At 65.0% G+C, this 22,102-nt stretch carries 25 protein-coding genes; 11 read left to right on the plus strand and 14 right to left on the minus strand.

From position 1 onward, the window contains the following. Window positions 1-2 precede the first annotated feature (2 nt). From MYCSM_RS26675 to MYCSM_RS26695, 5 genes are read right to left on the minus strand one after another with little or no spacing between them, the layout of a single operon-like run. Window positions 3-1,385 carry an MCE family protein gene (locus MYCSM_RS26675; RefSeq protein ID WP_041315057.1) on the minus strand — a complete coding sequence of 461 codons (1,383 nt, stop codon included), beginning with the start codon at window positions 1,383-1,385 and terminating at the stop codon, window positions 3-5. 35 nt (window positions 1,386-1,420) lie between these two features. Beyond that, a complete protein-coding gene (locus MYCSM_RS26680; protein WP_015309289.1) occupies window positions 1,421-2,449 on the minus strand; it encodes an MCE family protein in 1,029 nt (342 codons plus the stop codon). Beyond that, window positions 2,446-3,777, minus strand: a complete 1,332-nt coding sequence (locus tag MYCSM_RS26685; RefSeq protein WP_015309290.1) for an MCE family protein — start codon at window positions 3,775-3,777, stop codon at window positions 2,446-2,448. The genes MYCSM_RS26680 and MYCSM_RS26685 overlap by 4 nt, the downstream gene beginning before the upstream one ends. A 5-nt stretch (window positions 3,778-3,782) precedes the next feature. Next, complete coding sequence (locus tag MYCSM_RS26690) at window positions 3,783-4,625, minus strand: ABC transporter permease (protein WP_015309291.1); 843 nt, start codon at window positions 4,623-4,625, stop codon at window positions 3,783-3,785. After that, window positions 4,622-5,413 (minus strand): MlaE family ABC transporter permease, encoded by a 792-nt coding sequence (locus tag MYCSM_RS26695; RefSeq protein WP_051073949.1) that lies wholly within the window; start codon window positions 5,411-5,413, stop codon window positions 4,622-4,624. The genes MYCSM_RS26690 and MYCSM_RS26695 overlap by 4 nt, the downstream gene beginning before the upstream one ends. Window positions 5,414-5,670: 257 nt before the next feature. Here MYCSM_RS26695 and MYCSM_RS26700 point away from each other — a divergent pair, with 257 nt between their 5' ends. Genes MYCSM_RS26700 through MYCSM_RS37895 form a run of 3 tightly spaced genes read left to right on the plus strand, consistent with a single transcriptional unit; the run spans window position 5,671 to window position 7,127 of the window. Beyond that, the gene (locus MYCSM_RS26700) at window positions 5,671-6,018 is read left to right on the plus strand and encodes a UBP-type zinc finger domain-containing protein (RefSeq protein WP_015309293.1); all 348 of its coding nucleotides are present in this window, start codon (window positions 5,671-5,673) and stop codon (window positions 6,016-6,018) included. 6 nt (window positions 6,019-6,024) lie between these two features. Further along, on the plus strand, window positions 6,025-6,966 hold the full coding sequence (locus MYCSM_RS26705; RefSeq protein ID WP_015309294.1) for a cation diffusion facilitator family transporter: 942 nt from the start codon (window positions 6,025-6,027) through the stop codon (window positions 6,964-6,966). Beyond that, window positions 6,963-7,127: a hypothetical protein gene (locus MYCSM_RS37895; protein ID WP_015309295.1), complete on the plus strand. Its 165-nt coding sequence runs from the start codon at window positions 6,963-6,965 to the stop codon at window positions 7,125-7,127. The genes MYCSM_RS26705 and MYCSM_RS37895 overlap by 4 nt, the downstream gene beginning before the upstream one ends. On the opposite strand, the gene MYCSM_RS26710 is transcribed toward MYCSM_RS37895, so the two are convergent. The 3 genes from MYCSM_RS26710 to MYCSM_RS38470 are packed head-to-tail and all read right to left on the minus strand — an operon-like array spanning window position 7,124 to window position 10,363. Then, the gene (locus tag MYCSM_RS26710) at window positions 7,124-8,104 is read right to left on the minus strand and encodes an NAD-dependent epimerase/dehydratase family protein (RefSeq protein WP_015309296.1); all 981 of its coding nucleotides are present in this window, start codon (window positions 8,102-8,104) and stop codon (window positions 7,124-7,126) included. The two genes, MYCSM_RS37895 and MYCSM_RS26710, sit on opposite strands and share 4 nt — an antisense overlap. Before the next feature lie 39 nt (window positions 8,105-8,143). Next, window positions 8,144-9,703 (minus strand): phytoene desaturase family protein, encoded by a 1,560-nt coding sequence (locus tag MYCSM_RS26715; protein ID WP_015309297.1) that lies wholly within the window; start codon window positions 9,701-9,703, stop codon window positions 8,144-8,146. A 54-nt stretch (window positions 9,704-9,757) separates the two neighbouring features. After that, window positions 9,758-10,363 carry a TetR/AcrR family transcriptional regulator gene (locus tag MYCSM_RS38470; RefSeq protein WP_015309298.1) on the minus strand — a complete coding sequence of 202 codons (606 nt, stop codon included), beginning with the start codon at window positions 10,361-10,363 and terminating at the stop codon, window positions 9,758-9,760. A 70-nt stretch (window positions 10,364-10,433) separates the two neighbouring features. Here MYCSM_RS38470 and MYCSM_RS26725 point away from each other — a divergent pair, with 70 nt between their 5' ends. The 6 genes from MYCSM_RS26725 to MYCSM_RS26750 all read left to right on the plus strand — a co-directional run bounded on the left by MYCSM_RS26725 (window position 10,434) and on the right by MYCSM_RS26750 (window position 13,851). Then, complete coding sequence (locus MYCSM_RS26725) at window positions 10,434-10,916, plus strand: DUF2834 domain-containing protein (RefSeq protein WP_015309299.1); 483 nt, start codon at window positions 10,434-10,436, stop codon at window positions 10,914-10,916. Between the two features lie 10 nt (window positions 10,917-10,926). After that, window positions 10,927-11,556 (plus strand): MBL fold metallo-hydrolase, encoded by a 630-nt coding sequence (locus MYCSM_RS26730; RefSeq protein WP_015309300.1) that lies wholly within the window; start codon window positions 10,927-10,929, stop codon window positions 11,554-11,556. Continuing rightward, entirely contained in the window at window positions 11,526-11,918 is a 393-nt protein-coding gene (locus MYCSM_RS26735; RefSeq protein WP_232425669.1) for an SRPBCC family protein, read from the plus strand. Before MYCSM_RS26730 ends, MYCSM_RS26735 begins: the two co-directional genes overlap by 31 nt. A 71-nt stretch (window positions 11,919-11,989) precedes the next feature. Next, the gene (locus tag MYCSM_RS26740; RefSeq protein ID WP_015309302.1) at window positions 11,990-12,457 is read left to right on the plus strand and encodes an ester cyclase; all 468 of its coding nucleotides are present in this window, start codon (window positions 11,990-11,992) and stop codon (window positions 12,455-12,457) included. Further along, window positions 12,450-13,073 (plus strand): TetR/AcrR family transcriptional regulator, encoded by a 624-nt coding sequence (locus MYCSM_RS26745; protein ID WP_015309303.1) that lies wholly within the window; start codon window positions 12,450-12,452, stop codon window positions 13,071-13,073. The genes MYCSM_RS26740 and MYCSM_RS26745 overlap by 8 nt, the downstream gene beginning before the upstream one ends. A 1-nt stretch (window position 13,074) precedes the next feature. Beyond that, a complete protein-coding gene (locus MYCSM_RS26750; RefSeq protein WP_015309304.1) occupies window positions 13,075-13,851 on the plus strand; it encodes an MBL fold metallo-hydrolase in 777 nt (258 codons plus the stop codon). Here the strand turns inward: MYCSM_RS26750 and MYCSM_RS26755 are convergent. From MYCSM_RS26755 to MYCSM_RS26775, 5 genes are all read right to left on the minus strand, one after another. Further along, window positions 13,848-15,230 (minus strand): HNH endonuclease signature motif containing protein, encoded by a 1,383-nt coding sequence (locus MYCSM_RS26755; RefSeq protein ID WP_015309305.1) that lies wholly within the window; start codon window positions 15,228-15,230, stop codon window positions 13,848-13,850. The two genes, MYCSM_RS26750 and MYCSM_RS26755, sit on opposite strands and share 4 nt — an antisense overlap. Window positions 15,231-15,361: 131 nt before the next feature. Next, entirely contained in the window at window positions 15,362-16,366 is a 1,005-nt protein-coding gene (locus tag MYCSM_RS26760; protein ID WP_015309306.1) for a zinc-binding dehydrogenase, read from the minus strand. Window positions 16,367-16,376: 10 nt separating this feature from the next. Continuing rightward, the gene (locus MYCSM_RS26765; RefSeq protein WP_015309307.1) at window positions 16,377-17,264 is read right to left on the minus strand and encodes an SDR family NAD(P)-dependent oxidoreductase; all 888 of its coding nucleotides are present in this window, start codon (window positions 17,262-17,264) and stop codon (window positions 16,377-16,379) included. A gap of 70 nt (window positions 17,265-17,334) precedes the next feature. Further along, window positions 17,335-18,240 (minus strand): alpha/beta fold hydrolase, encoded by a 906-nt coding sequence (locus MYCSM_RS26770; RefSeq protein WP_015309308.1) that lies wholly within the window; start codon window positions 18,238-18,240, stop codon window positions 17,335-17,337. After that, a complete protein-coding gene (locus tag MYCSM_RS26775; protein ID WP_015309309.1) occupies window positions 18,237-19,592 on the minus strand; it encodes a cytochrome P450 in 1,356 nt (451 codons plus the stop codon). The genes MYCSM_RS26770 and MYCSM_RS26775 overlap by 4 nt, the downstream gene beginning before the upstream one ends. A 158-nt stretch (window positions 19,593-19,750) precedes the next feature. Between MYCSM_RS26775 and MYCSM_RS26780 the strand changes: the two genes are divergently transcribed. Next, window positions 19,751-21,235 carry a flavin-containing monooxygenase gene (locus tag MYCSM_RS26780; protein WP_015309310.1) on the plus strand — a complete coding sequence of 495 codons (1,485 nt, stop codon included), beginning with the start codon at window positions 19,751-19,753 and terminating at the stop codon, window positions 21,233-21,235. Next, window positions 21,235-21,423: a ferredoxin gene (locus MYCSM_RS26785; protein WP_015309311.1), complete on the plus strand. Its 189-nt coding sequence runs from the start codon at window positions 21,235-21,237 to the stop codon at window positions 21,421-21,423. Before MYCSM_RS26780 ends, MYCSM_RS26785 begins: the two co-directional genes overlap by 1 nt. On the opposite strand, the gene MYCSM_RS26790 is transcribed toward MYCSM_RS26785, so the two are convergent. Next, entirely contained in the window at window positions 21,420-22,043 is a 624-nt protein-coding gene (locus tag MYCSM_RS26790) for a TetR/AcrR family transcriptional regulator (protein ID WP_015309312.1), read from the minus strand. The genes MYCSM_RS26785 and MYCSM_RS26790 overlap by 4 nt on opposite strands. Between the last annotated feature and the right edge of the window lie 59 nt (window positions 22,044-22,102).

Below are 22,102 nucleotides of genomic sequence, written 5' to 3' on the forward strand. Positions count from 1 at the left end.
GCTCACTGACCTCCGGTCGCCGGAACAGGCTGCGGCCGATCGGACGTCGGTTGGGGAACGGCCGGACCGACCCCGGGTTGCGGCACGGGCGGCCCGAATGTCGGGGTCGGTAGCTCACCGGCGACAGGCGCAAGCGCCGGCGGTCCTGGCGGCGGCCCGCCGGGCGGCGGCGCAGGCAAGGGCTCGCGGTACGGATAGCAGCCCGTTGGGCCGGGCAGCGGCACCCCGGGCGGCCCGCAACCGGGATCGCCTGGGTTGCCCGTAATCGCTTCGGGGAGTGTCCAATTCGGCTCTCCGCTTTGCCCGGTGCGTGGGTACGGCACCGGCAGTGCCGGAGTTCCCGGCTGGCCGACACCCGGGTCGACGAGTTGCGATGGCGTCAGCACGTTGGGATCGAGACCCAGATCGGCGAAGGCGGCGTCGATGAACGGCTGACCAAACTGACCTGGGGCCAGGTTGACCAGTGAGGCCTTGAAGAACGGCCCGGATCCCAGCACCTCGCCGAACGACATCGCGTACCGCCGAAGCAGATACAGCGTGCGCTGAAGTTCCTTCTTACGGTTGTCCAGGATCCCGAGGACACCGTTGACCTTATCGAGTGCAGGTTTGAGTTGCGTCCGGTTGTCGTTCACAACGCCGGATATCTGGTGCGACACCGCGATGAGATTGTTCAACAACGCGTCGACCGAATCGCGTTGCGACAGCAGCTCGGCCAGCAGCGCGTTGGCGTTCGCGACGAGGCTGGCGATCTGATCGCTGCGCTTGGCCAGCACAGCGGTGACCTTGTTCGCGTTGGCCAGCAGATTGCGCAACTGGGCGTCGCGGGTGTTGAGGGTGTCGGAGAACCGGGCCACCCCCTGCAATGCGATCCTCAAATCGGGCGGCGTGTCTTTGAACGTGTCCGCCAACGTGGTGAGTGCCGATGACAGCTGCGTGGTGTCCAGCGCGCTGATGGTGGTGGTCAGGTCACCAAGTGCGTCGGGTAGGTCGTAGGGAGATTTGGTGCGCTCGAGGGGAATCGGGCCCGCGAGACTGCCGTCGCCGCGCGGGGTCAGTTCGAGGTACTTGGTGCCGAGCACGGTTTCGGTCTTGATCGCGGCCTCGGTCCGGTCGCCCAGTTCGACGCCATCGCGGACAGTGAAGTCCACCAACACCTTGGCGCCGTCGAGGTGGATGCTGAATACTCTGCCGACGCCGAGGCCTGACACCCGAACGTCACTGCCGGGCTTGATACCGCCGGCCTCGGAGAAGTACGCCGAATAGTCGGAGGTGCCTTTGATGAACGGGATCTTGTCGTAGGAGAAGACGGCGACCACAGCGACGATGAGAATGAGGATGCCGACGGCACCGACGACCACCCGATTGCGCTCGCTCAGCGGTCGTATATGAGGCCGCCACCGCGTTTTTCCAGTGAATCGCATCATTTCGGGGTGCACCGCCCCGAATCCTGACCGGCGAGTTTGACGAACACGGGTTGGCCGCCTTTGCCGTTGACCTTGAGAATCGCGTCGCAGAGGTAGAAGCCGAAGTAATCGCCGTAGAGGCCGTTACGGGCGAGCACCTGATAGGCGTCGGGCAGCGTCTTGACCAGGTCGTCGACGTAGTCGTGATCGGCTTCGATCTGGTCTGCAACCCGGTCCGTCTGCTGCACAAAGTCCTTGATCGGTTGTCGTGCTTCTGTCAACAGGTCGGCGACGGAGCCTGCTGCGGCGTTGATATAGGCGGTGCCAGTCGCTATGTCGTTCTTCCGCTCGGCAAGCCCCTGCACGAGTTGTGAGAGTTTGTCCAAACCTTCGGAGAACTGATCGTCGCGAGCGGCGAAGGTGCCCAGCACGGTGTCCAGGTTGGTGATGACCTGCCCGATCAGGTCGTCGCGGCCTGCGAGAGTTGTTGTCAGCGCCGAAGTCTGGGCGAGCACCGACGAGATGGTGCCGCCCTGACCCTGGAATACCTTCAGCAGTTCGCCGGACAACGCGTTGACCTGATTGGGGTCCAACGCACGAAACAGCGGACGAAAGCCGCCGATGAGTGCGTCGACATCGAGTGCGGGTGACGTCCGTCCCAGCGGGATCGTCTCTCCGGGTTGAAGTTTGCGCACCGACCCCGCCCCCTCTTCGAGGGACAGGTAGCGGTCACCGATCAGGTTTTCGTAGCGCACTGCGGCCTTGGTGCCCTCCGTGAGCTGCAACCCCTTGTCGATGGAGAAGTCGACCGTCACGGTGCCGTCCCTGTGCAGGGTCAGGTTTTGGACCTTGCCGACCTCGACACCGGCAATGCGAACGAAGTTGCCGCCCTTGAGGCCGGATACATTCGTGAACAGTGCGCTGTAGGACACCCGCGTGTCGAACCGGAACTGCCCGAACACCGTCACCAGGACGAACATCGACACCAAGCACAGCGCGGTGAACAGCGCTACGCGCGTCGCGGCGCGAACGGTTCTGCGTCTCACGGGGTCCCCCCAGGCGGAGGCGGATACAGCGGCGTGCCGTCCGGTCCGTATTCCGGTGCGCCATAAGGGGGTGCACCTGGATAGGTAGGCCAGGGACCTGGCGCCGGAGGGCCGTTGTAACGGACCTTCGGCGGCTCCGGGTTCGCCTTGGTCACCGGGAAGTAGTTCGCAAAGCCGGGGAAGCCGATGCCTGGGTTCGGCCGGATATCCAGACCAGTACCGAACCCGGTGTCGGTGACCAGATACTTCACCGGGAAGTTCTTGCTGACGTCGGGCAGCGAGCCGCAGCTGGGCTTGCCACCTGGGCCACCCTTGGCGTTGACGATCGGCAGGTTGTCGGGGAACCGGTACGGGTCGTCGCCCATCAGCAGGCCGGCGTCCATGATCACCGACTTGCCGTTGCCGCCCAACGCATCTCGACCGCCGTGGTCAAGGAACCACTGGGCACCCTGGAAAAGGCATGTGTAGGTCGGCGAATACTTCAGGAAAAGAGCGGTCGTTGGATCCAGAATGTTCATCGCCCGCACCAGGTTCGGCTGATTCGATCCGATCGTGCTGATGCCCGACTGCGAGAATCCGACCGCCGACAGGAGCAGCTGATCGAGCGACTTCGCATGCGTGGTGATCGTGGTGCCGGTCGTCGAGAACGAGTCAAGAATCGACAGGATGTCCTGCGCTGCAGCCGAATACGCTTCAGCAGTCTGTCCGAAGAGCTGCCAGTCGTCCCGAACGGTCGGCATCCGGGGGTTCACCGCGAGCAGCACGTTGTTCGCTTCGGTGATCGCCTCACCGATGCGCTCGCCCTTGCCACGCACCGATTCGGCGACGGCGGAAAGTACTGCGTTGAGCTTCGCCGGGTCGACCGAGTGGACGACTGACTGCAGATTCTGAAATACGGTGTTCACCTCTACGGTCACGTTGCGTGAGTGCAACACCGCGCCTGGCGCCAGCGGTGTCGCACTCGGATCGTCGGGGACGATGAGATCGACGTACTTGGCCCCAAATGCGGTGCTGGACTTGATCTCTGCCTCAACATTGCTCGGCAGATACTGAAATGGCCCCCGATCCATTTTGAGCGTCAGCTTCGACCGACTGGCGTCCTCGCCGATGGATGCGACCTCCCCGACCTGGACACCGCGCAGCTTCACCTTCGCGCCGTCCTCCATGACCAGACCCGACCTGTCGGAGACCAGGGTGAGTGGGATGGTTTCGCGCAGCGTCCCGTTGAACAGCAGGATCGTCAGCGCGGACAGCGATGCGATCACGAGAAACAGCACAGGTGCCCACCAGATTGGGTCGATCTTCCCCCGTCGGGATGCGTTGTCCATGCCCGTCACCCCGAGAGGTGGAAGTTGCCAGACTGCCCGTACACCGACAGTGTGATGGTCAACAGGATGAAAACGCCTGCGGTGATGGAGGTGCGCACCGCGCGACCCACCGCCTCCCCTACGCCGGCCGGGCCGCCGGTGACGGTGTAGCCGTAGTAGGTGTGCACCGCCATCACGGCGGCCGCCATCGACAACGCCTCGATGAAGGACCACAACAGGTCCGTCGGCTGCAGGAACGTGGTGAAGTAGTGGTCGTAGACACCTCGCGATTGCCCGTAGACGATCGTCGTCCCGAACCGGGTCGCCAGGAACGACATCAGCACCGAGACGGTGTAGATCGGGATGACCGCGACCACGCCCGCCACGATGCGAGTGGACGCCAGATAGGTGATTACCCGGATCCCCATCACTTCCAGCGCATCGATCTCCTCATTGATGCGCATGGCCCCGATCTGCGCGGTGGCACCGGCACCTATGGTCGCCGCCAGCGCCACACCCGCGGTCGCCGGGGCGATGAACCGAACGTTGAGAAACGCCCCGAGAAAGCCGGTGAGGGCTTCGATCCCGACATTGGACAGCGTGTTGTAACCCTGCGCGGCGATCAACGCGCCGGTGCACAACGTGAGGAAGCCGATGATCGCCACCGTGCCGCCGATGACGGCCAACGCTCCGGTGCCCATGCCCATGCCCGCGATCTGGCGTAGCACCATCGCGGGATAGCGCCGCACAGCGTTGGGGGTATGCCAGAGCGCTTGGCCGTAGAAGGCGGTCTGCTCCCCGAGCCTGCGAGTCCGGTCGACGAGCGCTAAGTCGATGCGCGATCCACTTCGTTTCTCGCTGATCGTCACGGCGCCACTTTCACACCGAACGCAGTGGCCAGAATGTTGATGAGAAACAGCGCCATGAAGGCAAACACCACAGTTTCGTTGACGGCGTTGCCAACCGCCGTCGGCCCGCCGCCGACGTGCAGGCCCTTGTAGCAGGCGATCAAGCCTGCCGAGAGGCCGAAGAGCAGCGCCTTGACCAAGGAGACGACCACCTGTGGCAGGCCGGTCAACAGAGTCATCCCCGCGACGAAGGCCCCCGGCGTTACATGCTGGATGAAGACCACAAAGAAGTAACTCCCGGCGAGCCCGACGACCGCGACCACCGAATACAGCATCAGCGCAACGAAAGTCGCGGCAATCACCCGTGGCACCACCAGAGCTTGAACGGGGTCGACGCCGATGACTTTCATGGCGTCGATCTCCTCACGGATTGTTCGCGCGCCCAGATCGGCACACATCGCGGTGGCTGCCGCACCGGAGACGACGATCGCTGTGACCACTGGCCCCACCTGCGTCACCGACGCCAGCGCTGCACCAGCACCGGACAGGTCGCCCGCGCCGACTTCGATCAGCACGATGTTGAGCGTGAAGACGATCAGCACCGTGTACGGAATGGACAGCACTAGCGTTGGCACGATCGACACCCTGGCCACGAACCAGATCTGATCCAGCAACTCGCGCCACGCGAACGGTGGACGAACCATGGCGGCGAATGTCTCGCCGATCAGGACGACGAAGTCTCCGATGGCGAATGCGGGTTTGGACCAGACAGTCTCTGTCACGGTCGGCCGCCGAGAGGACGAACGCATAGCGACGACTGCAGCGTCATTGCCGCGCGCGAGCACCCCTCCGCAGATCCCACATGCATTCCCATCGTCGCCAGGCTTGGGCGGGACGCTAAGAGAGCCTGGGTTAGCTGTCAACGCGACTCCGTGCCCAAACAGGGCCGTCAATTAAGGGAATTCGCTGGTTGCCCCAACGCATTTGGTTTCGCTCAGTTCGATCGAATCAAGTGGATTAATAGTCTTGCGAGCGCGCGGCGGCTGCGTCGGTAGGCTCGTCACCTATGACCACCGTGGATCCGACAGTTCCGCCGAGCGGCACGGGCTGTGTTGAATGCGATGCGGCCGGTGGCTGGTGGGTGCATCTGCGTCGCTGCGCGGCATGCGGACACATCGGCTGCTGCGACGACTCGTTGGCCCGGCACGCGTCTGCGCATTGGCGGGAGACGGGTCATCCCATCATCAGGTCCTTCGAGCCCGGCGAAGACTGGTTCTGGAATTACGAAACCAACGAGTACTACGACGGGCCAGAGCTCGCCGCGCCCGAGTCTCATCCCGCCGATCAGACGGCGCCAGGGCCGAATGACAGGGTGCCAAAGGACTGGGTCCAGCTATTGCGTCAGCGCGACTGAGCGCTCGTGCCCAAGGCCGGCGGCGAAAGCACACTGACCGTACTGGTCGCGTTCGGTGCGAATTTCGCGATCGCGGTTGCCAAGACGGTTGCCGGCGTGATCACTGGTTCAGCCTCGATGGCCGCCGAGGCCGCACATTCCTGGGCCGACACCGGCAACGAGATCTTCCTGCTCATCGCCGACCGGCGCAGCGCTCGCCGGCCCGATGAACGCCATCCGCTGGGCTATGGCCGCGAGGCCTACGTATGGTCGCTGTTGGCCGCGGTTGGCTTGTTCGTCATTGGCGCGACGGTTTCGGTGTGGCGCGGTGTCGACGAGCTACTCCACGGTGAACGCGGAGCCGAAGACTACCGGGTTGCCTACATCGTCTTGGCGGTGGCGTTCGCGCTCGAAGGCGTGTCCTGGCTGCAGGCCATGCGTCAGTTACGCAGAGAGGCAAAGCGATTCGATCGTGACCTTCTCACCCACGCGTTGCTGACCTCCGATCCGACAGTGCGCGCGGTGTTCGCCGAGGACAGCGCGGCGCTGATCGGTATCGTCGTCGCGGCGCTCGGGATCGCCATGCATGAAGTCACGGGCGAGGTGGCATGGGACGCGACCGGCTCCATTCTCATCGGCTTGTTACTCGCTGGTGTGGCAGTGCTGTTGATTGACCGCAATCGCCGGTTCCTGACCGGCGAGCCCGGCACACCGGCGCTGTACGACGCGGCACACACTCAGCTGGAGGAGATGCCGGAGATCGCAGCGGTGCGCTACCTTCGGCTCGAATTCATCGGCCCGAAGCAGCTTTTCATCGTGGCCAGTGTCGACCTGGTAGGCGATAAGGCGGAGTCGTCTGTCGCCCGAACCCTTCGCCGTCTTGAGCAGGAGTTGGAAAAGAGCGCGTTCGTCGTCGAGGCGGTCCTGACGGTTTCTGAGCCCGACGGGGCGGGTAGTCAGGACGGGTGAGCAGCAAAAAGCCCCAGACCGCCGGCTCGGACGCGGGCGCGGCCAACGCGGATGATGACGTTCAAAGCGACCCCGCCAAGGGTTCCGAGGATCGCGTCGACTGGTCCGACGAAGGCGGCGCGACGCCCAGTGGGCCCGCCGAGGACACCGACGATCGCTAGATCGCCTGGGCCAGGGACGAGAGTGTCTCGGCTGCAGTGTATTTCGGGGTCCAGCCCAGATCCGACTTCGCTTTGGCCGTGTCCATCACCACCGATGTGCGGCCCACATGCAGCCACTCCAGCACCGAGGGCACAAACGGCAGGCGCGCAATGACCTCAGACGCTGCCGTAGCCGCCACCCGGGGAAGCCGGAACGGTCGAGCGCCGAGTGTGTGGGCGATGTCGGACATCGACAGCACCCCATCACCCGCGATGTTGTAGGCGCCTGGCGGCGCGGAAGTCGTTGCCGCCAAAGCGATTGCGGCCGCGACGTCGTCATGATGAACCAACTGCAACGGGGTGCCTGGATCGGGGAACGGAGGCTTCAGCAACGGCAGCGCCTGCGCGACTCGCTTGACCGGCCCGGGCAGCTGGTTCCACGGCATCGCCTCGGCGAGCGCCGGCGCCTTCGGCCCAGCCACGGTGCACGGCCGCAGCACGTACACCTCGAGCGACGAGCCGTCGGTGATTTCGGCCAGCGTGGCCTCGCAGGCGGCCTTCTGCTCGGAGTAATAGTGCTCAGGAGAGCCGCGCGGCGGCACATCCTCAGTGATCGGCACCGGATTGTCGGTGTGGTAGCCGTATGCCGCCACCGACGAGGTGTACACCAATCGGCGTGGGCGGTCAGCTGCCACCGTCGCCTCGAAGACATTGCGCGTGCCCTCGAGATTGACGCGGGCACTCTCCTCGCGGGAACCCATGATGATGAAGGCGAGATGGACCACCACATCGGCCTCGGCGACCAGCGCGTCGACGGCGTCGCGGTCCAGAATGTCGCCCTGCAGATACTCCGTCCGGGTCCAGCCATGTGCGGCCGGATCAAAGGGACGCCGCGCCATCCCGATGATTCGCTCCACTTCCGGTGCGTCTTCGAGCGCCTTGACCGCTGAGACGCCGATGTCGCCTGTCGGGCCCGTGACGGCAACAGTGATTGCCATGCCCGGTGGCGTTCCCCGCCTCAGGGACCTTGAAACGCGTCAGTTGCTGTCGGCGAGCACCGCCTGCGCGGCGTTGTAGCCGGGGATGAACGTGATGCCAGGCCCACCGTGGCAGCCAGCGCTGCCCAGGTACAACCCGTCGATCGGAATCGGTTGATCGACATAGCCTTTCGGCCCTGGCCGGTTGATGCCGATCTGGTCGGGGTGGATCAGGCCGTGGCAGTAATCGCCCCCGGGCGCACCGAACATGGTGCCCATGTGTTTCGGCGTAAAGGTGGTGTGCCTGAGGATCAGGCTTTCGAAGTTCGGCGCGAGCCGGGTGATCTTGTCGATGACCCGCTGTCCCATCTCCACTTTCATCTCGCCGTAGCTGGCGTCGCTCTCCTCGACGGGGAACCAGAGTGAGAACGCCGACGCCGCGTGTTTTCCTGGCGGCGCCAGGCCTGGATCATTGACCGACGGAATCTGTAGCGCGATCGAGGGATCGGCAGGCACGATGCCGCGCCTGCAGTCCTCCCACTGTCGCTGGAGATCTTCCGGCGTGCTGAAAATGCCGATATTCGACTGCATGGCAGGATCGTTGAGCATCTCGTAGGGCGCCGCGAATTCCGGAACGCCGTCGAGCGCGAAGTGCATCTGCAGGTAGCTGCCGCGGTGATCGACGCGGGAGAACCGCTCCCGGATGTCCGCTGGAACTGCGGCCCCGTCCACCATGCTGATCGTCAGGTCGGGCGCGATGCCGGAGACGACGACCGGTGTGCTGATCGTGGTGCCGTCCTCGAGCCGGACGCCGCTGACCCGCTCGTCGGCGACCAGGATCTCGTCGACCTTGCTGCGCAGCCGTAGCTCGCCGCCGTGCGAGGTGAACACGTCGAGCAGATGCGCCGTCAACGCGCCGATTCCGCCCCGCACCTTCTTGACCAGCAACGCGTTCTCGTCCGGAACGGCGAACCCGTACGCCAGGGCCGCGGCGGTGCCGGGAGTGGCGGGCCCGCGGTAGGTGGTGTTGCACGCCAGTAGCGCCAGCATGCCGCGCAACGCGCCGTTCTTCTCCTTGTCCGGCAGGTAGCGATCGATCACATCGGTGACCGAGCCGAACAGCAGGTCGGTGATCGTGGAACGCTCGAATTCGTTTGTCGCACAGGCGTACATCTCATCGAGCGTCTTCGGCGGCGTGCCCGCATCGAAGCGGCCGAGCGCGCGCGTCGGCGCTTGACACCACGCCATCAGACCGGCCATCCCGTTGACGGCCTCGGCACCGTGTACCTCGTTGATGTGCGTCAGCAGCTTCATCGGGTCCGTGTAGTAGACCAGGGGTTCGTCGCCGACGCCGCGCAGCGACACCGACATCACGTCGAGGTCGACGGTCGGCAGTCCGTCGAGCCCGAGTTCCCGGCTGACCGTCGCCGACGTCGGGATCTGCACGGAGCCGGCGATCTCGAACTGGAAGCCGTCGAATAGCTCGACCGTCGACGCCATTCCGCCTGCGTAGAGCTTGGAGTCGAGGCAAAGCGTGCGCAGCCCGGCCTTCTGGAGTAGTACGGCTGCGGTCAGTCCGTTGTGGCCCGCGCCCACGACAATCGCGTCAAAGTCCGTCATGGGGTGAGGCTGACACGCACCCCCCAGTTTTGTCAATAATGACAAAACTTCTCGTTAGTCCTGGTCGAGGAGTCCCGTCCGCAGCGACTTGAGCGCCGCCCGGCACAGTCGGTCCAACTCGGGCAGCGACCGGTCGTCGCCGAGCATCCAGACCTCCATCGCTCCGAACACCGCTGCGGCGATGCAGCGCGCAGTGACAGTGATGTGCATGCGTTCATCGGTGCCCGCCTTTGGCGGATTGTCCCCGGCTAGGCGCTCCTCGATCGCTTCGGCGAAATCGACCTCCAACTGCCGGATGTGGCGAACAATCCGGCCGGGCTCGAGCTCCTGGGCGCGAAGCGCAGCGATCTCCGTCACGGCCCAGTCGTCATAGGGCCGAGCCATGATCGCAGCCTGCACCGACTCGATGATCGATTCGTCGGACGACCGTTCCGCCAGCGCCTTGCGGAACCAGTGCACGCCGGCGTCGTAGTCGGCGAACAACAGATCGTGCTTTGACGCGAAGTGCCGATAGAAGGTTCGCAGCGACACCCCGGCGTCGGCGGCGATCTGCTCCGCCGACGTGTCCTCGATGCCCTGCGCGGTGAACCGCACCACCGCCGCGCGTCGCAACGCCTCGCGGGTGCGCTCGCTGCGTGCCGTTTGAGCAGGCCGGACCATGTCCGGTAACGTACCGCAATCCGGTTATGTCAATATTGACAAAACTGGAATCGGTGGCGAGACTGCCGTCATGGTCTCCCTCGTCGTGCATGCGCTTCTCGGAATTGCGACCATATGGTTCACCATTGCGTCGAACCCGAAGATCTTTTCCCGGCCACCTAACGGGCCGCGCTTCTCCGTCCTGGAGATTGCGTTCTGGACGATCGGCGTCGTATCGCTGCCGCTGTGCTGGTACTTCAACATCAAGTACGTCTACGAGTATTCGGCCAACCGCTTCTGGGGCGAGGGCGCCAACTGGGGCCAGTTCATTTCGCTCGGATACGCCAACCCCGCGGCAGCCTCGGCCAGCGCCGACTACACGATCGTCAACGTCCTTCTGCTGCCGTTGTTCACGATCGTCGACGGGCGTCGCCGCGGCATCCGCCGGCCGTGGCTGTTCTTCGTGTCGAGCTTGTTCACCAGCTGCACGTTCGCGTTCGCCTTCTACTTCGCGACCGTCGAGCGGCAGCATCGGCACCAGCAATCATCTGTGGGCGTCGACTCGCCCGTGTAGAACTGCACGAGTGAAGGTTCACCACCTCAACTGCGGAATCCTGTATCCGCTCGGGTGCGGCGAGATGGTGTGCCACGCATTGCTGCTCGAGACGGCCAACGGGCTGGTATTGATCGACTCCGGGTTCGGGACGCGGGACTGCGCCGATCCGCCCCGCCGGGCCGGGCCGTCCCGGTATCTGATCCGCCCGGTGCTCAACGCTGCTGAGGCCGCCGTCAATCAGGTTGAGCGACTTGGCTTTCGGCCCGACGACGTGCGGCACATCGTCCTCACGCATTTCGACCTTGACCATATCGACGGCATCTCCGATTTCCAAGACGCGCAGATCCATATCACCACCGCGGAGGCGCTAGGCGCGCTGCGAGCCCCGACGCGCGGAGAGAAGGCCCGCTTTCGTCGAGTGCAATGGGCGCATCGACCAAAGATCGTCGAGCACAGCCCGGGCGGTGAATTGTGGCGGGGGTTCGCCACCGCCAAGGAGCTCGATGAGGTGGCGCCGGGAGTCGGACACGGTGATGAGCTGCCCACACGACTGGACAAACTACGAGTACGCCAACGCAACCGTCTAGGAGGACCCCAATGCAGGTCACATCGCAAAAGACAGTCGCGGTGCCGATCGAAACCGTATGGGACGCGCTGAGCGATCACTTCGGGATCGGCCGCTGGGCACCGGGGCTGACGGTGACGATGGACAAGGTCGGCACGACCGACCCCAATGGCGTTGGGGCCATTCGTCGTATCGCATCAGCGGGGCCCGGGCCCGACATCGTCGAGGAAGTCGTCACCTCCGAGCCGCCTCACGTGCTCGCCTATAAGGCGCTGTCCGGCGTGCCGTTCCCCGGATACAGCGGCGAGGTACGGCTGAGCGAAGCCGGGGCAGGCACCCAGATCAGCTATACGCTCACCTCGTCGGCTAGGTCTCCGCTGGTCAAGGCCCCGCTCGCGGCCATCTGCCAGGTGTTGATGCGCATGCTCGCGCGGGCGGCGACGAAACAAAACTGAGGTCCGGCATTGACACGGTACCACCGCGTACCGTAACTTGTTCGTCAACAAGCAAGTCTTAGGGAGACCCGATGATCACTGACGATCTGCGACAGCGTCGACTCGCAATCATCCGCGAGCACATGGACACCGAGGTGACCAAGGAGTTCGACGCGACGCTGGCCACGTTCAAGACCAACGGGGAGGGCCACCCGCATTACGAGATCATGGCCACCGGTCAGGTCTATGACGGCGACGACGAGGTCATGGGCTACTACCTGACGACCCGCACCGCGTTTCCCGACCAACGCCACGAGAATGCCCGCTTCCATGTCTCTGACGACACCGTGATCGTCGAATTCGACTTGCTGGGAACGAATCTCGGCGAGTTCTACGGCATGCCGCCGACCGGTAAGTCGTTCCAGGTGCCGATGATCGCGGTGTTCTTCTTCGATGGCGAGCGAATCATCAACGAGCGCATCTACTTTGACACCGCCAGCCTGGTCACCCAGATCGGCCGCGGCGAACTGCTGGCGCTGGCAGGCACGCCCGGTGACTGAGTCGGGCCTGCCGCGCACACAGGAACAGCGTCGGATCGAAGCCGAACGCCGACTCGTGCGCGCGGCAGCGGAGCTTGTCGCCGAGGTCGGACCGGCCCGGGTAACCCTTGCAAACGTCGGCGAGCGTGCGGGCTACAGCCGCGGGTTGGCGACGCATCACTTCGGGTCGAAGGGTGCTTTGATGCAGCGGCTCGTAGAGACGGTCACCAGCCAGTTCCGTGACGCGATAGCCGAAAAGAGCCAATCTGATTCGCCGATCGACCAGCTGCGGCAGTTGGTCGACTTCTACTTCCGAGTGGTCGCGGACCTTCAGCCGGTGAACCGGGCGCGGCTGGTGCTGTGGGCCGATGCGGTCGCAGGGCCGTCCGAAGATGTTCGGCCGCAGATGATCTCGGCCGACCGGGAGTTTCGCGAGGAGATCGAGAAACGGATCCAATTGGCGGTCAGCGCCGGCGAAGTCACGGGGTTGGTCGATCCGAACGGGATGGCGACGGTGATCGTGGCGATGCTGCGGGGCGTGGCCCTGCAGCGGGTACTCGACGATCAAGTCGATCTGGTGGCCGCGCGTCGCGAGGTCGAAGAGCTGCTGGCGTCGCGCCTGGGACTTGGCGGCTGACATGAAGGTGCACCACCTGAACTGCGGCACGATGAAGCTGCCGAGCCCGATGGTTTGCCACGTACTCCTGATTGAAACCGACGATGGACTTGTGTTGGTGGACAGCGGGTTTGGCACCCATGACTGTGACGACCCGCGACGGGTAGGACCGGCCCGCCGCATGTCGCGGCCAATCCTGAGCCACGACGAGACCGTCATGCACCAGCTCGGCCGGCTCGGCTTCGCGCGAGATGACGTGCGGCACATCATCATCACGCATTTGGACATGGATCACGCCGGCGGCTTGTCGGACTTCCCTGCTGCGCAGGTCCATCTGACCGCTGCGGAGGCGCTCGGCGCGCTACGGGCTCCGTCGAGGCGGGAGAAGATTCGATATCGCTCGGCGCAGTGGGCGCACACACCGAACATCGTCGAGCACGACCCGCAGGGTGAGAAATGGCGCGGCTTCGCCGCTGCCAAGGAACTCACCGACATCGCGCCCGGCATTGCGCTGGTGTCGCTTCCCGGACACACCCGCGGCCACGCCTGCGTGGCGGTCGATGCGGGGCATCGCTGGGTACTGCACGCCGGTGACGCCTTCTATCACCACGGCACCCTCGTGGGGACGCGGGTACCGCGTGGGCTCGCGGCGATGGAGGCGATGGTCGCGTTCGATCGAAACGCAGTGCGGGACAATCACACTCGACTAGCGGAGCTCTATCAGCGTCAGGAGCCGGACCTGTTGATCGTCAGCGCGCATGACCCGGCGCTGCTGGAGAGGGCGCAGGCCACCGCCTAGAAGGGTGGTGGGTCGGCTTCGTAGCGGGCGCGGTTTTGTGCGCGTTCGTACTCGATGCGGTGTTGGCGGTCTTGGGTTCGGGTGCGTTGTCGTTTGGGCATCGCCAGGTCCCGGTTCGGGTCGGGCGGTGGACTATTGGGCAGGGTCAGCGTTTCGGTGGGGGTGGCGAGTTGGGGGAAGAAGCGGGCCCCGGCCGGTGCGGTGGTGTAGGTGCGCCCGCGTGGTGAGGTCCACTCGATGGTGCCGTCGGGGAGTTGGCGGTCGGTCCAGCCGCAGAAGGTTTTGAGTAGGTGATGGATGCGGCATTTCAGCCCGGTGTTGGACGGATGGGTGGGCCCGTGCGGGTAGGGCACGCTGTGGTCGATATCGCAACCCACCGTGGGTTGACCGCAGCCGGGGAAGCTGCACGTTAGATCGCGGCACTGGATGAACCGCGTCAGTGCCGCCGAGGGCCGATAGTTTTCTTCGGCACCCAATTCGTTCGCGTTGGGGACCGGGCGCAGTGAGGCGCTCTTGGCGAGCTCAGACACTGTCTCCGCGGGTACCGCGCCATAGCCGGGCAGATACCCCGGTTTATCACTGGTGCCGGCGACGGTGGCGACCTCCGCGATCAGATTGATCACCATCGGACTTGAGCTCACCTCGACACCGGCGGCGGGGCAGTTCGGTGAACCACACAGGCACGGCATGCTGGTGGCCCGCGCCGACAGGGGGCTCAGCGCATCGGTGCGGCGCTGTTTGTGGGTGCGTGGATCATTGGGGCACACCGTGGCGGCCAATTCGTTGAGGGCGGTGTCGAAGACCGCGGCATCCGGGCCGCGGACCTCACCATAGATTTCGGCGGTCCCGTTGGCGCCGGGCCGCACCTCGATATGGCGATCGGCGTCGCGCTGTTTGGCGGCCCGGATCGCCTCGGGGTCGGCCTCGATGACAATCCAGTCGACCAACTCGGCGACCTTCTCACGCGAGAGTGTGTTCCACGAGGGCGCCTTGGCCGCCAACTGCGCGTCGACCACCGCCAACGCGTCAGCATCGGTGATCAAATCGGTGCGATAAATCGCCGCGGCGATCACCCGGAAATCCACCTGCCCAGCCGCAAACACCGCAGCCAGTTTGGGGAGGCGTTCGATCAGGCTCTGCCCGTCGCTCATCTGCGCAGACGCGCGTTTGCGGCTGATACCCAACTGCGCGCTGATCTCCGCGGCGATCTGCTCCCAGCCGTCCACCGCCCACCGGCTGTGCTCATCGGTCTGCTCGGCGATCCGACGCACCGTGTACTGGCCGATGGCCATCAACCGGTGCGCCGACGCAGCCCGCTCGACCTGCTGAGCATCACCCATCAGATCAAGCAACTCCGCCTCACCACATCCCTCGAACACACTTCAATTCTTCTGGCGCCATTGACAACTCGCGACCACCGCCAGCCAGTCTGTGGATGAATTCGAACCTGGGGATAACTACACGCCCGAGCCCAAAAATGTCGGAGCCCTCTGATAAGGCGCGGGCCCTGTTACGGGACAAGCACCACCTTGCCGACGTTCTCGCGTGCCGCCAAGATACGGTGGGCCTCAGCGGCGTTGGCGAAGGACACGGCCGCGTGCACGACGGGTTGGACGATGCCGTCGACCAGCGCGCTTGACAGTGGCTCGATCCACGGCTGCAGCGTGCCGCGGTCGTCCCACAACGCCAGCATGTTCAGCCCGATCAACGTCTTGGACTCCGACAGCTGCTTGATCAGATTGAAACCGCGCAACATCGACAGCAGTTGCGGCAGCGCGGTGCGCAGAGACCGCTTCTCCCCCTGCTGCATGGCCGATGCGCCGTAGCCCACGAGCCGACCGCCAGGACGCAACAACTCATAGGACCGATTAAGCGACCTGCCGCCGATCGCGTCCAGCACAATGTCGTACGGCGGCAGACCTTTCCACCAACCGTCGCGGCGATAGTCGATGGCGCGGTCGACGCCCAGCTCCGCTAGCCGCTTGTGCTTACCTGGCGACGCGGTCCCGTGCACCTCGGCACCGGCCGCCTTGGCCAACTGGATGGCCGCGATCCCGACGCCGCCTGCCGCAGCATGGATCAGCACCCGCTCACCGGCCTGCAACGAGCCGTAGCCGTGCAATGCCGCCCACGCGGTCGCGTAGTTGACCGGGATCGCCGCGCCCTGCTCAAAGCTCATCGAGTCGGGTATCGCCACCGCGTCTGCCGCTTGCACGTTGACGATTTCGGCGTAACCACCGAAGCGAGTGCCTGCGAAGACCCGCTCCCCTACGCGAGCGGCATCCACCCCGTCGCCGACGGCCTCGATCGTCCCCGCCACCTCGTAACCGACCACCATCGGCGGTTTCGGTGCATCGGGATACAGCCCAACGCGCGCAAGGTGATCGGCGAAGTTGACCCCGGCTGCCCGCACCGCGATGCGCACCTGCCCTGGGCCCGGCGGCGGCGGGTCGGGGCGTTGCTGCACTTGCATGACCGACAGGTCACCGTGCTTGGTTATGACTACCGCGCGCATGGGTCAGACGCTAACGCGCGCTCTTCTGCAAGTCAGCGGATCCAGCCTCGGGCGCAGCATTCGTCTGACTGCGCCGCCTCAACACCGATTCGAGCCGGCCGAGAATGTCGTAATAGTGCGTCGGCGCAAGGCGACCGAGCGTGTCGAACAGATAGGCGTCCGGCCCGACCAGGATGCGCGCCTTGCCCTGTTCCACTCCGCGGTGGATGATCTCGGCGGCCTTGTCGGGTTGGGTCAGTGTGATCGCGGCGAACTCAGCCACCATCTGATCGTGGCTGCGGCCGCGGCCCTCCGGGTCCTTGCGCCACCGGGCATTTCGCACGATGTTGGTGTTGATGCCACCAGGGTGGACGTTGATCGCGGTCACACCAGTGCCGCGCAGCTCCTGTCGAAGCGAATCGGTAAACCCGCGGACAGCGAATTTGGCAGAGCAGTAAGCGCTTTGGTTGGGCATACCGACCAGACCGAACACGCTCGACGTGTTGACGATCGCACCTTCGTTCTGCTCGACGAGGATCGGGAGGAACGCTCGGGTCCCGTTGACCACTCCGTGGAAGTTGATGCTCCACAGCCAGTCGTCATCCTCGGGGATGGTGTCCAGCACGCTCGAAGACGTGGCGACGCCGGCGTTGTTGAATACCGCGCCGATCGGCCGGGGCGCCCACTCAGCCACCTCGCCCGCGAAATCGCGCTGGGCTTCGGCGTCGGCGACGTCGAGCACCCGCAGCAACGCGGGCCCGGTCAGTGAGGCCTCGGTTTCCTTGAGCCCCCTCTCGTCGATGTCGGCGATGGCAACTGGGCAGCTGTGTGCCGAAAGCCGTCGCGCCAGAGCCCGACCGATGCCGGAGGCTGCGCCGGTGATGACGACGGTGCGGCCGCTGATGGTGCGCTTACTCATGCCCCGACTCCTCGCTCCGGTCCTCGCTCGTTCCTCGCTGCGATCCTCACTCGTTGTCGTCTTCGGTTACTCATGCGTGCTCCTCAGAATGGGTGACAGGTGCGAACGTGGTGTGTTGGGTGATCAGGTCGATGATTCGGCCCCACGCGCCGATGGGCAGATCGTGGCCGAGGCCGACGACGGTCTCCAGCCGGGCACCGGGGATCGCGCGGGCGGTGGCCGCTCCCCCGGTCGGATGCACCATCCGGTCCCGGTCGCCATGAATGACCAGGGTCGGGGCGTCGATGTTGCGAAGTTCGGCGGTGCGGTCGCCGGACGCGAAGATGCCCGCGAGTTGGCGAGCGATTCCAGCGGGGCTCGAATCACGGTCGAAGGCGATGCCTGCGTACTCGCGGACCGCATTCTCGTCGAACGGAAAGCCGTGAGACCCGATGTGGGAGAACATCATCGCCGCGCGGTCCATCGCCTCAGCGCGGGTGCGGGGCGGACGTGATGTCAACATTCGACGCCAGGTCGACAGCGCCGGTCGGCCTAGTCGTCGCGCCCCGGTGGTCGACATGATCGACGTCAACGTGCGGACCCGGCCCGGGTAGTGGGCGGCGACGGTCTGGGCGATCATCCCGCCCATCGAAATGCCGACCAGGTGGGCATCGGAATATCCGAGCGCGTCGAGCAGTCCGACAGTGTCGCGCGCCATATCGCCGAGGTGGTACTCGTTGCGTCCGCGAAGCATCGCGACCGGACTCGGCGGCCGCGAGGTCATGTGCGTCGACCGGCCCGCGTCCCGGTTGTCGAAGCGCGTCACCCGGTAGCCGCGCCCGGCCAGTGCGGCGACGAAATCGTTTGGCCACGAATGCAACTGCTGCCCGAGGCCCGCGATCAACAGGATCGGCGGGTCGCCGGGGTCACCGGTCTGGTCGTAGCACAGTTGGATGCCGCGGCCGACGTCGACGAGCATCTCCTCGCGCGCGGTCATGCCGAAACCCGACGCGTTGCGCCGGCCCGCGATGCCGACTTGGTGGCGCGCCGGTACACCACGGCACGCCCGCCGTGCGCGGGCGCGGTCGCGATGCCACGCGAGTGCAGGCGTTCGCCTGGTGCATACGTCGTGCCGAACTCGAACTCTCGCAACAGTGTCCGCAATGTCACATTCATCTCCATGTTCGCGAAGGCCGCACCGATGCAACGACGTACCCCGCCGCCGTAGGGAATCCACGCGTAGTTGTCCGGCGGGTTGCCCATGAATCGGTCGGGGTTGAACGCCGTGGCGTCGGCGAAGCTTTTCTCCGACGCGTGTGCAAGCGAGATGCTTGCGATCACCGTATATCCCTCGGGAATTACCCACTCCCCCAAGCGGATCCGGGTCTTCGTCAAACGGGCCGTGCCGTTGATTACCGGCCTAGTGCGTTGCACCTCCCAGATCGTGGCCTGCACCAGGTCGGATCCGCCCGCGTCGACCTCCGCGGCCAACCGTGCCAGCAGCCGGGGGTGACGGCGCAGCCGCTCGACCGTCCACGCCAGAGTCGTCGCCGTGGTCTCGTGCCCTGCGGCCAACAGGGTCAGCAGCTCGTCGGCGACGTGGTCGTCGGAGATCGGCGAGCCGTCGTCGTACCGCGCCTGCAGCATCAGCGTCAGGACATCGTTGCGTTCGTCGAACTTCGGATCGTTGCGGATGTCGGCGATCAGGCGGCGCACGATCGCGTCGTATCGTTCGCGATTCGCCGCCAGCTTGCCGCCCGGACTCCACGGCCCGACGTCGCGGCGCAGAATCGACGGCATCACGGCCAGCCGGGAGGCATGCAGCACCATGTCGGGCAGCGAGTCACGCAGTTCGTCGAGCGCAGCCCCCTCGGCGCCGAAGACCGTGCGAAGGATCGCATTGAGCGTGATGCGCATCATCGATGGCATGGTTGCGAATTCCCTGCCCTCGGGCCATGACGCGACCTCGCGCAGCACTTCCTCTTCGATGATCCCTTCGTAGGAGGCCATCCGCTTGCCGTGGAACGGCGGAACCAGAAGCTTGCGGCGCTCGCGATGCTCGGGGCCGTCGAGGCTGAAGGTCGAACCGGGACCGAACATTTCGCCAAGCACCCCGGCCCGGGCGATGAGATCGGTGTTGGTGGTGAACAGATCCTTGATCAAGGCCGGGTCGCTGACCACGATCGCCTCACCGAAGACCGGCAGGCGCAGCGTGAACGCCGAGCCGTATCGCCGCGCCATCGCAGCGACCGACTTCTCCCGGGCGGCGACGAAGCCGATCCCTTGTAGAAGCTTCGGTATCCGCGGAGCGGGTGGCAGTCGCACCGGGTCCGTGGTCGCCACAGCCATGTGAACACCTCCGTTGGTGGTACTCAAAGGTACCGGACCACGGTACGTCAAAGTACCGATCTGCACAAGCCCCTTTCCACACGCGTCTAATAGTGGTACCTTCTGGTACCGAGACTGGTACAGGGTAGTACCAGGAGCGAGTCGAGAGGGCAGCGTCGATGTCACGACCAGCGGAAACAGTGGATGTCTTGATCGTCGGGGCCGGGTTATCCGGCGTCGGCGCCGCGTGCCAACTGCGCCGCGAGTGCCCCGACAAGTCAGTCGTCGTACTCGAAGCCCGCGACGCCATTGGCGGCACTTGGGACGTGTTCCGCTACCCGGGCATCCGGTCGGACTCCGACATGTTCACGCTGGGTTATCGATTTTCACCGTGGACCGATCCGAAGGCCATCGCCGACGGGCCCAGCATCCTGCGCTACATCCATGACACCGCGCAGACCTTCGGTATCGACAAGCTAATCCGAACCAATCACCGTGTGGTGAACGCCAATTGGGACAGCGAGGAAGCGCGCTGGACGGTCGACGTGCATCGCGCCGACACCGACGAGCGGTTCACGATCAGCTGCTCATTTTTGTACGTCTGCACCGGGTACTACCGCTACGACGAAGGCTTCAGCCCGAAATTCCCTGGCGTGGAGGATTTTCACGGATCGGTGATCCACCCGCAGCATTGGCCTGAAGACCTCGACTACCGCGGCAAGCGCATCGTCGTGATCGGCAGCGGAGCGACCGCGGTGACCCTGGTGCCTTCGCTGGCCGAAGAGGCCGCGCACGTCACGATGCTGCAGCGCTCGCCGACCTACGTCGCATCGCGGCCTGCCAGCGACGCGATTGCCGACCGGCTGCGGGCGTGGCTGCCGCCGAAGCTCGCCTACGCGATCGTGCGGTGGAAGAACGCATTACAGGCGATCGCGATCTTCAACCTGAGCCGCCGTCGTCCCGAGATGATGAAATCGATGCTGCGCAAGGATGCGATCAGGCGGCTTCCCGAGGGCTACGCCGTCGACACCCATTTCGCGCCGACCTACAACCCCTGGGACCAGCGGATGTGCCTGGTTCCTGACGGCGATCTGTTCACCGCCATTCGCGACGGCCGCGCCTCCGTCGTCACCGACCACATCGACACCTTCACCGAGACCGGTATTCGGCTGCAGTCCGGGGCCGAGTTGGAGGCCGACATCGTAGTCAGCGCCACCGGACTGAATCTGCTTGCCATCGGCGGCATGCAACTGGAAGTCGACGGGCGCACGGTCGATTTGTCAAAAGCAGTGTCCTACAAGGGAATGATGCTCTCGGGAGTGCCGAACTTCGCGTGGACGATTGGCTACACGAATGCATCGTGGACGCTGAAGGCCGACCTGGTTGCCGAATACGTGTGCCGGCTGCTCAAGCACATGGACACGGGAGGTTATGCGTCGGTCACGCCCGATGCTGCAGGCACCACGGCGGCGAACCCGTTCCTGGATCTTGCATCGGGATACGTCAAGCGCAGCCTGGCCGAACTGCCCAAGCAGGGCGATCGGGCGCCATGGCGGCTGCACCAGAACTATGTCAAGGACGTACGGTTGCTGCGCCGCGGCCCTATCGATGACGCCGTCATATTCGCGCCTGCCGTCTCGGCACGGGTCAGGAGCATCGCCTGATGCGCATCGAATGGGACGAAAACCGTTGTGCCCTATCGGCTTTGTGCACCGGGTTGGCGCCTGACGTCTTCCGGGTTGACGAGGACGCGCGGCTGGCGTTCAGCGCAGAGATCGACGAGGCGCATCAAGAGGCCGTTCAGGATGCCGCCGACTCCTGCCCGACACAGGCGATCAGCGTCGTCGGCTAGTCGGTCTGATCGCGCGGCGTCAGCAGCGCAACCGAGGCGTCCACCGCTTCCTCGGTGATGTCGCTCATCTGACCACCTTCTTCGACGGTGATCGCCGCGAGTTCGCGGAGGCCGCCGAGCAGCATGATGATGCGTTGACGGGAAACGGGAGCGATGCCTGCGGCGCGGAACTCGTCGGTGCCGCCGAGTGCCTGCACCATTTCGATGAAGTTCTCGGTCGCGTCGCGCTGCAACCGGCGCGCGGCTTCGCCCAGCGAGGGCACGTCACGGAACCAACTGAGCATCAGCGGGGACCGCGATTCGCCCGTGGAGATCCAGGCCTCGATCGCCTGCCGCACCTGGGTACGCCATGGCGCATGGGGGTCGACGGCCGCCGCGATCTGCCGAACCTGCGCGGCATTCGCATCGTGAAGCAGTGCGACGAAGCAGGCTTCCTTGGTGTCGAAGTGCTGATAGAAGGTGCGCCGCGACGTCCGCGCCCGGCGCACGATGTCGGCGACGGTCGTGCGCGAGTAACCGTCGTCGGCGATCGAGGCTTCGAGCGCGTCGAGCAGGCGTTGGCGAAAGTTGCTTTTCTCCTCGCCGGCGCCTTGTCGCTGCCCGGCCTGAGCTGCCGTCACTCGATGCCTTCCATCTCACAGGCAATCGTACTGCCGTGCCCGGGTGGTTACCGCGAGAC

The organism is Mycobacterium sp. JS623 (genome assembly GCF_000328565.1).
Lineage (GTDB): Bacteria > Actinomycetota > Actinomycetes > Mycobacteriales > Mycobacteriaceae > Mycobacterium.

Coding starts and splice junctions, on each gene's coding strand:
- MYCSM_RS26775 (WP_015309309.1), bottom strand. CDS start 19,592: ATGGCTGTGGCGACCACGGACCCGGTGCGACTGCCACCCGCTCCGCGG.
- MYCSM_RS26685 (WP_015309290.1), bottom strand. CDS start 3,777: ATGGACAACGCATCCCGACGGGGGAAGATCGACCCAATCTGGTGGGCA.
- MYCSM_RS26715 (WP_015309297.1), bottom strand. CDS start 9,703: ATGACGGACTTTGACGCGATTGTCGTGGGCGCGGGCCACAACGGACTG.
- MYCSM_RS26700 (WP_015309293.1), top strand. CDS start 5,671: ATGACCACCGTGGATCCGACAGTTCCGCCGAGCGGCACGGGCTGTGTT.
- MYCSM_RS26695 (WP_051073949.1), bottom strand. CDS start 5,413: ATGCGTTCGTCCTCTCGGCGGCCGACCGTGACAGAGACTGTCTGGTCC.
- MYCSM_RS26780 (WP_015309310.1), top strand. CDS start 19,751: ATGTCACGACCAGCGGAAACAGTGGATGTCTTGATCGTCGGGGCCGGG.
- MYCSM_RS26785 (WP_015309311.1), top strand. CDS start 21,235: ATGCGCATCGAATGGGACGAAAACCGTTGTGCCCTATCGGCTTTGTGC.
- MYCSM_RS26750 (WP_015309304.1), top strand. CDS start 13,075: ATGAAGGTGCACCACCTGAACTGCGGCACGATGAAGCTGCCGAGCCCG.
- MYCSM_RS26770 (WP_015309308.1), bottom strand. CDS start 18,240: ATGACCGCGCGCGAGGAGATGCTCGTCGACGTCGGCCGCGGCATCCAA.
- MYCSM_RS26765 (WP_015309307.1), bottom strand. CDS start 17,264: ATGAGTAAGCGCACCATCAGCGGCCGCACCGTCGTCATCACCGGCGCA.
- MYCSM_RS26710 (WP_015309296.1), bottom strand. CDS start 8,104: ATGGCAATCACTGTTGCCGTCACGGGCCCGACAGGCGACATCGGCGTC.
- MYCSM_RS26740 (WP_015309302.1), top strand. CDS start 11,990: ATGATCACTGACGATCTGCGACAGCGTCGACTCGCAATCATCCGCGAG.
- MYCSM_RS26760 (WP_015309306.1), bottom strand. CDS start 16,366: ATGCGCGCGGTAGTCATAACCAAGCACGGTGACCTGTCGGTCATGCAA.
- MYCSM_RS26725 (WP_015309299.1), top strand. CDS start 10,434: ATGGTCTCCCTCGTCGTGCATGCGCTTCTCGGAATTGCGACCATATGG.
- MYCSM_RS38470 (WP_015309298.1), bottom strand. CDS start 10,363: ATGGTCCGGCCTGCTCAAACGGCACGCAGCGAGCGCACCCGCGAGGCG.